The sequence below is a fragment of the Erythrobacter sp. RANMB8 genome (assembly GCF_056848235.1).
In genome coordinates this window covers 215,748-228,775 of sequence record NZ_JBREHG010000002.1, presented here as the reverse complement: position 1 = coordinate 228,775, position 13,028 = coordinate 215,748, and the positions used below count along the sequence as shown (strand labels likewise).

The 13,028-nt window shown below is 64.6% G+C and carries 10 protein-coding genes and 1 pseudogene; 3 read left to right on the top strand and 8 right to left on the bottom strand.

Annotation, left to right across the window (positions count from 1 at the left end; genetic code table 11):
* Positions 1–45: 45 nt before the first annotated feature.
* The 7 genes and pseudogenes from ACU0AG_RS04165 to ACU0AG_RS04135 all read right to left on the bottom strand — a co-directional run bounded on the left by ACU0AG_RS04165 (position 46) and on the right by ACU0AG_RS04135 (position 8,739).
* Positions 46–483 carry a DUF1330 domain-containing protein gene (locus ACU0AG_RS04165; protein ID WP_482781001.1) on the bottom strand — a complete coding sequence of 146 codons (438 nt, stop codon included), beginning with the start codon at positions 481–483 and terminating at the stop codon, positions 46–48.
* Positions 480–989 (bottom strand): GNAT family N-acetyltransferase, encoded by a 510-nt coding sequence (locus ACU0AG_RS04160; RefSeq protein ID WP_482781000.1) that lies wholly within the window; start codon positions 987–989, stop codon positions 480–482. Before ACU0AG_RS04160 ends, ACU0AG_RS04165 begins: the two co-directional genes overlap by 4 nt.
* 1 nt (position 990) lies before the next feature.
* Positions 991–2,573, bottom strand: a pseudogene (locus tag ACU0AG_RS04155) (long-chain fatty acid--CoA ligase).
* Between the two features lie 147 nt (positions 2,574–2,720).
* Positions 2,721–6,221, bottom strand: coding sequence for a DNA polymerase III subunit alpha (gene dnaE / locus ACU0AG_RS04150; protein ID WP_482780999.1), 3,501 nt, complete (start codon positions 6,219–6,221; stop codon positions 2,721–2,723).
* A gap of 74 nt (positions 6,222–6,295) precedes the next feature.
* Positions 6,296–6,775 carry a glutathione peroxidase gene (locus ACU0AG_RS04145; RefSeq protein WP_482780998.1) on the bottom strand — a complete coding sequence of 160 codons (480 nt, stop codon included), beginning with the start codon at positions 6,773–6,775 and terminating at the stop codon, positions 6,296–6,298.
* Positions 6,776–6,791: 16 nt separating this feature from the next.
* A complete protein-coding gene (locus tag ACU0AG_RS04140; RefSeq protein ID WP_482780997.1) occupies positions 6,792–7,493 on the bottom strand; it encodes an ABC transporter ATP-binding protein in 702 nt (233 codons plus the stop codon).
* Entirely contained in the window at positions 7,486–8,739 is a 1,254-nt protein-coding gene (locus ACU0AG_RS04135; RefSeq protein ID WP_482780996.1) for a lipoprotein-releasing ABC transporter permease subunit, read from the bottom strand. Before ACU0AG_RS04135 ends, ACU0AG_RS04140 begins: the two co-directional genes overlap by 8 nt.
* Positions 8,740–8,956: 217 nt before the next feature.
* Here ACU0AG_RS04135 and purF point away from each other — a divergent pair, with 217 nt between their 5' ends.
* The 3 genes from purF (at position 8,957) to ACU0AG_RS04120 (ending at position 11,641) form a co-directional block, all read left to right on the top strand.
* Entirely contained in the window at positions 8,957–10,444 is a 1,488-nt protein-coding gene (purF, locus tag ACU0AG_RS04130) for an amidophosphoribosyltransferase (protein WP_482780995.1), read from the top strand.
* Between the two features lie 6 nt (positions 10,445–10,450).
* Positions 10,451–11,167, top strand: coding sequence for an SDR family NAD(P)-dependent oxidoreductase (locus ACU0AG_RS04125; protein ID WP_482780994.1), 717 nt, complete (start codon positions 10,451–10,453; stop codon positions 11,165–11,167).
* Between the two features lie 126 nt (positions 11,168–11,293).
* Positions 11,294–11,641: a PilZ domain-containing protein gene (locus tag ACU0AG_RS04120; protein WP_482780993.1), complete on the top strand. Its 348-nt coding sequence runs from the start codon at positions 11,294–11,296 to the stop codon at positions 11,639–11,641.
* Between the two features lie 113 nt (positions 11,642–11,754).
* Here the strand turns inward: ACU0AG_RS04120 and ACU0AG_RS04115 are convergent, their stop codons facing one another.
* Positions 11,755–12,963, bottom strand: coding sequence for a serine hydrolase domain-containing protein (locus tag ACU0AG_RS04115; protein WP_482780992.1), 1,209 nt, complete (start codon positions 12,961–12,963; stop codon positions 11,755–11,757).
* Positions 12,964–13,028 lie beyond the last annotated feature (65 nt).

Here is a 13,028-nt window from a genome sequence, read left to right as displayed (position 1 = left end):
CACTTTCCGACCAATCCGGATCACCCTGATTGGTCGGAAAGCGCTCTAACCGAACCCTTCCCCCGCCTCGCCCGGAGCGAAGCGCACGAGGCGGCTGTCGATCAGAGCAGCGGTGCGGTTGACGACTGCCTGCTGGTAATCGGGATCCTTGATCATGGCGAAGAACGCGCCAGCATCGGGGTATTGCGCGATGAAGGCGTCGTGCCAGCGCTCGCCCTCCGGCCCCGTCACCACGCCCTCGAACCGCCCGCGCCACAAGATCTGCCCGCCGAGCCGGCGAAAGATCGGGCCGCTGGTGATGCCGTATTCCTCGTAAGCGCGCCGCCCGCTCCAGCCCTTGGCCGCGTGCTCATGGCCCTCGGGATATTCCGCAAGGTCACGGTATAGCAGCAGGTTGAGCATGTTGATCGGAGTATTGCGCGGCAGGTCCTTGAAGGCCTGGAAGTTCGCCGGGCTTGGATCGATATAGGTTTCGCAGGTCATGCCTCTGCCTCCGTCGCAGTAAGATCGCATTGCATATAGACCGTATCGAGCCTGCGGCCGAACTTGAAGCCGACATTGCGCATCCGGCCTGCATGGACAAAACCGCATTTGCCGTGGAGCGCCACCGAGGCAGGCTCGCCACCGCCGATGACTGCGATCATCTGTTCGAACCCGCAGCCCCTCGCCGCCGCAATCAGTGCGACGAGGAGTGCCGAGCCTACACCGCTGCCGCGTGCTGCGTCGGCCACGTAGATGCTGTCTTCACAGGTGCGCGCATAGGCGGCGCGATCGCGGAATTGCGTGGCGTAGCAATAGCCCGCCACCACCCCGCCCCGCTCGGCCACAAGGAATGGCCAGCAACGTGCCGTGACAGCCGCGATCTTCTCTGCCCATGCCGCCACATCGGGGGCGGTGGTATCGAAAGTCGCGGTGCTGTGCGCAACGTGGAAGGCGTAGATATTGCAAACGGCCTGCGCGTCACCGGCACGCGCAGGCCGGACCGTCACATCAGGCAAGCGTGTAATCCGCGAACCGGTCGCGCAGGTCCTTTTTGCTGATCTTGCCGGTTGCGGTGTGCGGGATGTCGTCGACGAATTCCACGCGTCGGGCAGCCACCACTTGGCGACGATCGGCTTCAGGTGTTCGATGATCTCGCCGCCGGTCACCTCCGCGCCCGCCTTCTTCACCACGAACAGCACCGGACGTTCATCCCACTTGGGGTGGTAGATGCCGATGCAGGCGGCTTCGGCCACGGCGGGGTGCCCGCAAGCAGCATTTTCCAGCTCGACAGAGCTGATCCATTCGCCGCCCGATTTGATCACGTCCTTGGTGCGGTCGGTCAGTTGCAGGGTGCCGTCGGGGTGGATGATGCCGACATCGCCGGTGTCGAACCAGCCTTCATTGTTGGCGGCATCCGTTTCCGCCTTGAAATAGCGCTTGATGATCCAAGGCCCGCGGATCTGGAGCGCGCCCGCCGTCTTGCCATCGCGCGGAAGCTCGGTTGCCATGTCGTCGAGATCGACGGTGCGCAGCTGCACGCCGAAGATCGGCCGCCCCTGCATCGCGGTCTTCTCGACCTTTTCCTCTAGGGTCAGCTGATCCCAGTCCCAGGTCGGCCCGCCGACCGTGCCGATGGGGCTGGTTTCGGTCATCCCCCAGGCGTGCTGCACACGGGTGCCGTTCTTCAGCAGCCGCTCGATCATGAAGCGCGGTGCGGCCGAGCCGCCGATGGTCGCGGCCTTCAGCGGCGGCAGGTCGAGCCCGTTGGCATCGCAATACTGGAAGTGCGCCAGCCACACCGTCGGCACGCCGGCAGAATCGGTGACGCCCTCCTTCAGCATCAGATCGTGCAGTACTGCCGGATCATTGACCGCCGAGAACACGAACTTGATCCCCGCCATCGCCCCTGCATAGGGCAGGCCCCAGCTGGCTGCGTGGAACATCGGCACCACGGGGAGCATCACCGATGCGCTGGAGAAATTGAACGCAGCCGGTTGCAGGCCCGCCAGCGCGTGCATCACGGTCGAACGGTGTTCGTATTGCACGCCCTTGGGATTGCCGGTGGTGCCGCTGGTGTAGCAGATCATGCAGGGATCGGTTTCGGAGCCCGTGACCCATTCGAAATCACCGTCCTGCGCGCTGATCCAGTCTTCGAACGCCGTCGTGTGCTCGCCGGAATCGTAGCAGATGTAGTGCTCGACCGTGGGCCAGCGGCTCTTCATCCGGTCGATAATCGGCTGGAAGGCCACATCGTAACACAGCACCCGGTCTTCGGCGTGGTTGACGATGTATTCGAGCTGGTCGTCGAACAGGCGCGGGTTCACCGTGTGCAGCACTCCGCCCATCCCTGCGACACCGTACCAGCTCACCAGATGGCGCGAATGGTTCATGGCGAGGCTCGCCACCTTGTCGCCCGCCTTGAGACCCAGTGCCTGCAATGCCTGCGCCATCTTCAGCGCGTCGCGGCGGATACCGGCCCAATCGGTGCGGGTGATGGTGCCATCGGCCCAACGCGTCACGATCTCGCGGGTCGGTGCCTCGCGCGCGGCGTGATCGATGACCGCAGTGACCCGCATGGTCCATTCCTGCATTGCTCCGAGGCGCGTGGTGGCCATGGTTTCTCTCTCTCCGTGTTCTGGGCGCAGATTGTTGCGCGTTATGGGGGTGAATCAGGGCGAAACATTGCCCGCCGCAGCATCGCTTGGCAATCGGGCAGCGACACAATCGGTGATGTAATATCAAGCCACCAGCCGCAGGTTGCCGCGCTTCTTCAGCGGCACCAGCGCGACCTTGCCAATACCCTCGACCGCAGCAAGCCGTTCTGCCAGTTCGCCGGTCAGGACGAAATTGCATCCGAGCCGCATCCGCGCTTCCCCGCCATCGGCAAGGTGCAGGCGCACCACCACCTCTCCGCTGCCGGTCGGGCGGTCTGCCTGCGCCGCAGCGAGTTCGATCTGCAATTCGCGCAAGGCATCGATGTGGGCGATGTCTGCGGTGAGTTCCATCGGCGTCGCCCCGCTGACTGCAGCCAGCGGACGCGCACCGCGCACTGTCAGACGCGGCGGCTCGTCCGGGCTTGGCGCATCGAGTTCGACCGTCAGCAACAGGCACTCGCCCGCCTGCGCCCAGCGCTCGAAATCGGGCACCAGCGCCTCTTCGAAACAGGCGGCGGAGAACTGGCCCGAAGCGTCGGAGAAATCCGCCCGCACGAAGGTTCCGCCCTTGCGGGTGCGTGCCTTGGTGATGCCTTCGACCAGCACTGCCATGACCGCAGACCCCCGTCCGCCCACCGGCGCCCCGGCTTCCATCAGGCTCTGATAGGTGCGCGCGCCATTGGCCGAGGCGACATCGCGATACTGCGCCACCGGATGCGCGGAGAAATAGAAGCCGAAATTCTCGCGCTCCTTCGCCATGCGCTCGCTGCGGCTCCATGCGGGCGCGGCTTGCAGGCGCAGGCCTTCTGCCGCCGCATCCTCGCCGCCGAACAGACCCGCCTGCCCGCTCGATCGTTCGCGGATCGCCGCATCGGCCACCGCCATCAGCATGTCGGCATTGGCATAAAGCAGCCCGCGGTCCGGCTCCAGCGCATCGAATGCGCCCGCGCAGATCAGCCCTTCCAGCTGGCGGCGGTTCATGGTGCCCTGCGGCAGGCGTTCGAACAGGTCCTTGAGGCTGGCAAACGCCCCGCCCGCCTTGCGCTCGGCAACGATGGCCTCCATCGCCTTTTCGCCGACATTGCGGATCCCGGCGAGCGCGTAACGCACCGCATAGCCCTCGTCGGTCTGCTCGACGGTGAATTCGGCCTCGGAGGCGTTGATGCACGGCGCGAGCACCTCCACTCCGCCCCGACCATTGGGATAGCGCCGCGCATCATCGACAAACACGTTCAGCTTTTCCGACTGGTGCATGTCGAAACACATTGAGGCGGCGTAGAATTCCTCGGGGTAATGCGCCTTCATCCACGCGGTCTGATAGGCGAGCAGCGCGTAAGCCGCCGCGTGCGACTTGTTGAAGCCGTAGCCTGCGAACTTGTCGATCAAGTCGAACAGCTCGTTGGCCTGCTTTGCCTCGATGTCCGACACAGCCTTGCAGCCTTCGACAAAGCGCCCGCGCTGGGCGTCCATTTCGGCCTGCACCTTCTTGCCCATGGCGCGGCGCAAGAGGTCTGCATCGCCGAGCGAGTAACCGGCGAGCACCTGCGCGGCCTGCATCACCTGTTCCTGATAGACAAAAATCCCGTAGGTTTCCGCCAGAATGCCCTCAAGCTTGGGGTGCGGATACTCGATCGGCACCACGCCCGCCTTGCGCTGGCCGAACAGCGGGATGTTGTCCATCGGGCCGGGTCGATAGAGCGAAACGAGCGCGATGATGTCGCCGAAATTGGTCGGCTTCACCGCCTTCAGCGTGCGCCGCATCCCTTCGGATTCCAGCTGGAACACGCCCACGGTGTTGCCCGTCTGCATGAGGTGGTAGACTTGCTGGTCATCCAGCGGCAGCGCGCCCAGATCGATGGTGATACCGCGCTGTTCGAGCAGATCGGTCGCCTTGCGCAGCACCGACAGGGTCTTGAGGCCGAGGAAGTCGAACTTCACCAGACCGGAGCTTTCGACATATTTCATGTCGAACTGCGTCACCGGCATGTCCGAACGCGGATCGCGGTAGAGCGGCACCAGCTGCGCCAGCGGCCGGTCACCGATCACCACGCCCGCCGCGTGGGTCGATGAATTGCGCGGCAGGCCTTCCAGCTGCATCGCGAGGTCGACGAGGCGCTTCACTTCCTTGTCGTTGTCATACTCGCGCTTGAAATCCGCCGCCCCGTTCAGCGAACGCGGCAGGGTCCAGGGATCGGTCGGGTGGTTGGGCACCATCTTGCACAACCTGTCCACCTGCCCGTAGCTCATCTGCAAGATGCGACCGCAATCGCGCAGCACGGCGCGGGCCTTCAATTTGCCGAAGGTGATGATCTGCGCGACGTGATCGCTGCCGTATTTCGCTTGCACGTAACGGATCACCTCAGCCCGCCGCGTTTCGCAGAAGTCGATATCGAAGTCGGGCATCGACACGCGTTCGGGGTTGAGGAAACGTTCGAACAGCAGGCCCAGCCTGATCGGATCGAGATCGGTGATGGTCAGCGCCCAGGCCACCGCCGAACCCGCACCGGACCCGCGCCCCGGCCCCACCGGAATGCCATTGTCCTTGGCCCATTTGATGAAGTCGGCAACGATCAGGAAGTAGCCGGGAAAGCCCATCTTCACGATCACGTCGATCTCGAATTCGAGGCGGTCGAAATAGACCTTGCGCTCTTCCTCGGAGAGATCGGGATAGGCCGCGAGCCGCGCTTCAAGCCCGGCGCGCGAATCCTCCGCCAGCATCCTGGCCTCGCCCGCAAGGTCGCCGGCAAGGCTTGGCAGGATCGGCTTGCGATAGGGCGGAGCAAAGGCGCAGCGCTGCGCGATGACGAGCGTGTTGGCGGTCGCCTCGGGCAGATCGGCAAAGGCTTCTTCCATCATCGTCGCCGGTTTGACGAAAGCCTGCGGATTGGAACGCGGGCGATCATCGGCTTCGATCTGGGTCGAATGGGCAATGCACAGCATCGCATCATGCGCCTTGTGCATGTGCGGCTCGGCGAAGTTGGCCGGATTGGTCGCCACCAGTGGCAAACCCCGCGCATAGGCGAGATCGACCAGCGCCTCGTCCGCGCGCTCGCACACCGGATCGCCATGGCGGGCGATCTCGATATAGAGCCGCCCGGGAAACAGCGTCTCCAGCCGGTCGGCCAGCCGTGCGGCGGCATCGTGCTGGCCTTCTGCCAGCAGGCGGGTCAAACCGCCCTCGCCCGCGCCGGTCAGCGCGATCAGCCCCGCGGTGCGGCCTTCGAGATCGGCCAGCGTGACATGCGGGTCAAACTCCAGCGGGCGATCGAGGTGCGCCGAGGAAACGAGGTGACACAGGTTGTCGTAGCCTTCGTCATCCTGCACGAACAGCGGCAGATAATCGACTTCACGGCTGTCACCCCCGCGCGCCACGCCCAGCAGCGCCCCGATAAGCGGCTGCACGCCTTCGCCCTTGCAGGCGGCGGCGAAGGCCATGATCCCGTAGAGCCCGTTGCGGTCGCAGATGGCGATGGCGGGATAGCCCCGTTCCTTCGCCAGCTTGGCAATTTCCTTGGGATCGATCGCCCCTTCGAGCATCGAGAAGGACGACAGCACGCGCAGGGGGACGAAGGGGGCGAAGGACATGGCGCACAGTTTAGGAATTTGCGCCGATTCCGGAAGCGCACCGCCGGCTTAATTCTCCACAGGGGCGGGAAAAATTACAGCAGCGCTTCAATGTCCCTTGCGATGGCTTCGGGCTTGTCGGTCGGGCCGTAACGCTTCACCACCTTGCCTGTCCGGTCGATCAGGAACTTGGTGAAGTTCCACTTGATCGAGGTCGACCCCATCAGCCCCTTGGCCGATGTCTTGAGCCAGTCGTAGAGCGGCGAGGCGTGCGCACCGTTGACCTCCACCTTGGCCATCAGCGGGAAGGTGACACCGAAATTGACCTTGCAGAACTCGGCAATCTCGTCGGCATTGCCCGGCTCCTGCGCGCCGAACTGGTTGCAGGGGAAGCCCAGTACCTCGAACCCGCGATCCTTGTATTGCTGGTAGAGCTTTTCCAGCCCGTCATACTGCGGGGTAAAACCGCATTTGCTGGCGGTGTTGACCACCAGCAGCACCGTGCCAAGCTTGTCCTTCAGGTCGAGGCTTTCGCCGCGGTTGGTGGTTACGGTGAAGTCGGCAATCGTCGTCATAGGCCCGGTTCCTTCTTCAAAACCCGTTGATCAGCACACCATCCTTGAGGCGCACCACGCGGTCCATGCGCGCGGCGAGGCGTTCGTTATGGGTCGCCACCAGCGCGGCGCTGCCCTCGCCCCGCACGAGGCCGAGGAACTGGCCGAGCACAGCATCGGAGGTTTTCTCGTCGAGATTGCCGGTCGGCTCGTCAGCCAGCACCAGCGTCGGCCGGTTGGCAAGCGCGCGGGCGACCGCCACGCGCTGCTGTTCGCCGCCCGAAAGCTGGCTGGGCCGGTGAGTCAGGCGGTGGCCAAGGCCGAGGCTTTCCAGCAGGCTGTCTGCCCGCGCTTCGGCTTCGGCGCGGGGAACGCCGCGGATCATCTGCGGCATCACCACATTCTCGCGCGCGTCGAAATCGGGCAGCAGATGGTGGAACTGGTAGACAAAGCCCAGATGCTCGCGCCGCAGCCGGGTGCGTTCATCGCTGGCGAGGTCTTCGGCCCGTTCCCCCGCGATGCTGATCGAGCCTTCGAACCCGCCTTCGAGCAGGCCGACCGCTTGCAGCATGGTCGATTTGCCCGAGCCAGAGGGGCCGAGCAGCGCGACGATCTCGCCCGGCATGATCTCGAGATCGACCCCGCGCAGCACCTCGATGCGCGTGCCCCCCTGCTCGAACGCGCGCTTCAGGCCCTTCAGGCTGACGATTGGAGATTGGGCGGCGGCGGCACTATTCATAACGCAGCACCTGCACCGGATCGGTATTGGCCGCCTTGAACGCCGGATAGAGCGTGGCAAGGAAGCTCATCACCAGCGCCAGCGTCACGATGCCCGCGATTTCCCACGGATCGGTGCGCGAAGGCAGGGTGGAGAGGAAACGCACCTGCGGATCCCAGATCTGCTGGCCGGTGGTAAAGGCGATGAAGCTGACAATCGGCTCGCGGAAGAACAGCACGATCGACCCCAGCACCAGCCCGGCAAAGGTGCCGATTGCGCCCACGGTGGTGCCGGTGGTGACAAAGATCTTGAGCAAGGATCGCCGTGTTGCCCCCATCGTGCGCATGATCGCGATGTCGCGGGTCTTCGCGCGCACCAGCATCACCAGGCTCGACAGGATGTTGAACGCCGCCACCAGCACCATGAAGCTCAATGCGAAGAACATCGCCACCCGCTCCACCTGAAGCGCTTCGAACAGGGCGGAGTTGATTGTCTTCCAGTCGGCAATCACCGCCCGCCCTGACAGCCGGTCGGCCACGGGCTTGAGGATTTCGCCCACCCGGTCGGGGTCTTCCACGGTGACTTCGATCATGCCGATGGAATCGCCCATCAGCAGCAGGGTCTGTGCGTCCTTGATGGGGAGCACCACGAACTTTTCGTCGTAGTCATAGATGCCCACTTCGAAGATCGCGCCGACTTCGTAGCCGATCTGGCGGATCGAGGTGCCGAAGGGTGTCGCACGGCCCTGCGGATTGATGATCGTGATGGTGTCGCCCACCCGCGCCCCGATGTTCTGCGCCAGTCGCGATCCGATCGCGACCTTGCCCGCCGCGCCCTGCGCCGAAGGCTGGTAGAGGCTGCCGATATCGCCGAGGATCACCTTTTCGCCGAGGTCCCTGATGTCCTCGTCGGTCTGGCCGCGCACGAACACCGCCTCGACCCGGCCATTGTAGCTGGTCAGCAGCGGCTGTTCGATCAGCGGCGAGGCCGAGGTGACGCCGGGCGTACGCTCAAGGTTCGCCAGCACGCTCTGCCAGTTATCCAGCCGCCCGCCGTAAGCCTGCACGATGGCATGGCCGTTCAGCCCCACGATCTTGTCGAGCAGTTCCGCGCGAAAGCCGTTCATCACGCTCATCACCACCATCAACAGCGCGACCGAGAGCATCACCACGCCGACCGAAATACCGGCCACCAGCGCGATGAACGCCTCCCCCTTGCCGGGCCAGAGGTAGCGTTTGGCGATCATCCATTCGAACGGGGAAAGCATGAGAGGGTCAGTGCTGCCTGTTGTGTGAACAATGCCTGTAGTGCGCAGGCGGCACGGTCGCAATCCCGCGCACAATCCTGTCCCCCGCAGCAACCTGATGTCACACGCCGGTCAGCAAAAAGGCGGGCATCGCGGGTGCGCTTTTCCTTGTAATTGATCCGTCACATCGCCATTGGGGCGGTGCGCTCCGGCGGTGATCCCGCGAACAGGTCTGGTGATGCCGATGACACCCATCAATGTGACTCACCCCTTCCTTGACGCCGATGGCGACAAGCTGCGGGAAGAATGCGGTATTTTCGGCGCGATCAACGCCTCTGACGCCTCTGCGGCGACCGCGCTGGGCCTGCATGCGCTCCAGCATCGCGGCCAGGAAGCAGCAGGAATCGTCAGCTGGGACGGCAAGGAATTCTATTCGCGCCGCGGGCTTGGCCATGTGGCGGAAAACTTCTCCTCGCCCGATGCCATCGCCGGGCTGCCGGGCCACATGGCAGCGGGCCACGTTCGCTATTCAACCACCGGCGGATCGGGCCTCAGGAACGTCCAGCCGCTCTATGCCGATCTGGCGAGCGGCGGCTTTGCCGTGGCGCATAACGGCAATATCTCGAACGCGATGATGCTGCGCGCCGATCTGGTGAACAAGGGGTCGATCTTCCAGTCGACCTCGGACACCGAAGTGATCATCCACCTCGTCGCCACCAGCCGTTACCCTACCATCGCCGACCGGCTGGTGGACGCGCTGCGGCTGGTCGAGGGTGCCTATGCGCTGATCGTGATGACGCCCGAAGGCATGATCGCCTGCCGCGATCCGCTCGGCATCCGTCCGCTGGTGATGGGCCGCATGGGCGAGGCGATCCTGTTCGCCTCGGAAACGGTCGCCTTCGATGTCGTCGGCGCCGAGGTGATCCGCGAGGTTGAGCCGGGCGAACTGGTGTTGGTCGATTTCTCGGGCGAGATCCGCTCGGTCCGCCCCTTCGGCAGCCCCGCGCCGCGCCCCTGCATTTTCGAACACGTCTATTTCAGCCGCCCCGACAGCGTGTTTGCAGGCCGCAGCGTCTATGAAACCCGCAAGGCGATCGGGATGCAGCTGGCGCTCGAGGCTCCGGCAGAGGCCGATCTGGTCGTGCCCGTGCCCGACAGCGGCGTGCCGGCCGCGATCGGTTTTGCGCAAGCCTCGGGCGTGCCGTTCGAGCTTGGCATCATCCGCTCGCACTATGTCGGGCGCACCTTCATCCAGCCGTCCGACAGCGTCCGCCATTCGAGCGTCAAGCGCAAGCACAACGCCAACCGCTCGCTGGTCGAAGGCAAGCGGATCGTGCTGATCGACGATTCGATCGTGCGCGGCACCACCAGCCTCAAGATCGTCGAGATGATGCGCGAGGCGGGCGCTGCCGAGGTCCACTTCCGCGTCGCCAGCCCGCCGACCGCGCATTCCTGCTTCTACGGGGTCGACACCCCCGAACGTTCCAAGCTGCTCGCCGCGCGCATGGAGCTGGAGCCGATGCGCGAATTCATCAAGGCCGACAGCCTCGCCTTCATCTCGATTGATGGCCTCTATCGCGCCGTCGGCTCGCAGGGGCGCAATGCCGCCTGCCCGCAGTTCTGCGATGCCTGCTTCACCGGCGATTATCCCACCTCGCTGACCGACCTCGCGCTGGCCGAACAAAAGGCTGCCGAGCTTCCCTTTGCCGACCCCAAGGCTGCCTGACAGATCATGACCGACACCAGTAAACCGCTTTCCGGGCGCACCGCGCTTGTCACCGGCGCCAGCCGCGGCATCGGCGCTGCCACCGCCAAGGCGCTTGCCGCCGCCGGTGCGCACGTCATCCTCGTCGCCCGCAAGGTGAAGGCGCTGGAGGCGGTGGAGGATGACATCCACGCAGCTGGCGGCACTTCGACCATTGCCCCGATCGATCTGACCGAGCCTGACGCCGTGACCCGGCTGGCCGAAGCCATCGCCGGCCGCTGGCAGACGCTCGACATCATGGTGCTCGCGGCGGCCTATCTGCCCGAACTGACCCCGGCCTCGCAGATCGAGCCCAAGCAGTTCAACCAGGCGCTGCTGACCAATGTGGTCGCCACGCAGGCGCTGATCGCCGGGTTCGACCAGATGCTGCGCCGTGCCGAGGCCGGGCGGATCATCGGCCTCACCAGCTCGGTCGGTGCGGCGCCGCGTCCCTATTGGGGCGCATACGGATCGACCAAGGCGGCGTTTGAAAACCTGCTGGCGACCTATGCCGCCGAGGTCGAGCGTCTGAGCCCGCTGCGGGTGGCGATCATCGATCCCGGCGCGACCCGCACCGAGATGCGCGCCCGTGCCTATCCGGGCGAAGACCCGCAGACGGTCAAGGCCCCCGAAGTCGTGGCCGAGCGGTTGGTTGCCCTGCTGGTTCAGGGGTTTGACAATCTCCACCGCGAACGGATCGACTGACCGGCAATCGTCCCTAGCACCGCGTTAACCTTTGGTTGAAATCTGCCTTTAGGGATTTGGTCTGCATAGGCGCATGCGGACCAGATTATCGAAAGACCGCAGGTTTCCGAGACAGGGTTGACAGCGATGCCGCATGATTCAGACACCTATCGCAAGGCTGCGCAGGAAGATCGCTGCGCCCCGCGCACCCGGCTGACGATCCCCGCGACCTTGCGGGCATCGGGCGGCCGTGCGTTCCAGAGCGTGGTCCACGATCTTTCGATCTCGGGCTTTTCCGCCGCCTCGATCAACCGCATGCACGAAGGCCAGCTGTGCTGGCTGACCCTGCCGGGGCTGGAGGCGCTTCAGGCCGAGGTGGTGTGGTGGGACAACTGCATCGTCGGCTGTGCCTTCAGCGAATTGCTGAGCCCGATCGTCCACGACAACATCCTGCAACGCTACAGCAATGTCGGCGTTTACCGGCAGGTGATCTGACCACGCCCCCAGAGGCGATGTTTCACGTGAAACATCGGCGAAATCAGGCCTGAAAGTGGTCTAAAAGGGGTCTAGAGGGGGTCTAAACGGGTCTAGATCCCCGCAAACCTGTCCTACTTTTCGACGCTGGCGGCAACCTTGCGGGCGAGGTCGAGGAACTGCCCGCGTTCCGGCCCGCCGCTCGCGGTGGCCCAGTTTCCGATATAGGCGAACACCACCTTCTGTTCGGGGAAGATCGTGATCCCCTGCCCGAAGATTCCCTGCGCGCCATAGGTGCCCTGCGGATAGGTCCACCACTGGTAGCCATAGCCAAAGCCGCTGTCGCCGAAATCGACCGCACTGTCGGTCGCCTCGGCAAACCAGTCCAGCGGCACCTCGGCCCCGCCGCCTTCGAGCGCAAACTGGCCCATGCGCGCATAGTCTGACAGCCGGATCGAGAGGCAGCACCCGCCGATATTGCCGCCGCGCGGATCGACCATCCAGAACAGCCCGCCCTCGAACCCGGCAGCGGCAACAATGTGGTGCTGGGCATATTCGGCGAGCGACATGCCGACCGCATTTTCCACCAGCAAGCCGATCAGATTGGTCTCGCCGGTCTTGTAGACCCACTTGGTCCCCGGCTCCGCCTCGCGCGGGAGCGCCTTCATCTGGGCGACGATCGCATCCGCGCCGTATTCGACCACAAAGCGGTTCATCTGCGCCACATCGCTGTTGGGATCGGTGTAATCCTCGTTCCAGCGCACCCCGCTGGTCATGGTGGCAAGCTGGCGCACGGTGACGCCGTCATAGGCGCTACCTGCCAAGCCGGGGATATATTTCACCACCGGATCATCCATGCTGGCGATCTTGCCATCCTTCACCGCCGCGCCCAGCAGGGTCGAGGTGAAGCTCTTGGCGACCGAAAAGCTGGTCCAGCGGTCCTTCGGCCCCATCCCGAGACCATATTCCTCGTGCACCACCTTGCCATCGGCCAGCACCATTACACCTGCGGTGCCGGTGGCCTTCATCAGCGCGGTGATCTCGGCCTGAAGCGCGGGGCTGAGCGGTGTGCCCTTTTCCAGCGGGCGGGTGGAGACCGGCGCGGGGACTTCGTGTCCGGCGAACCACTGCTCCATCGCCCGGAAGCGCTGGCTGCGCTGTTCGTCGCTCCAGAACAGCACCTGAAGGTCCGACTGGTCACGCGCCGGAGGCTGGGTCAGCGTGACTTCACCCTCCGGCGCCAGCCTGACGGCAAGCGGCTCCTGCGCCGCAGCCGGTCCGGACGCTGCCGCCAGAAGTGCCGCCAACGCCGCGCTCGCAGCCAAGGTTCCGATCCCGCGCATCACTCTCTCCCGTGTTATTGTCTCGGCATCAGGCTTAGGCGGGCGCGGGGCTTGTGGGCAAGCCC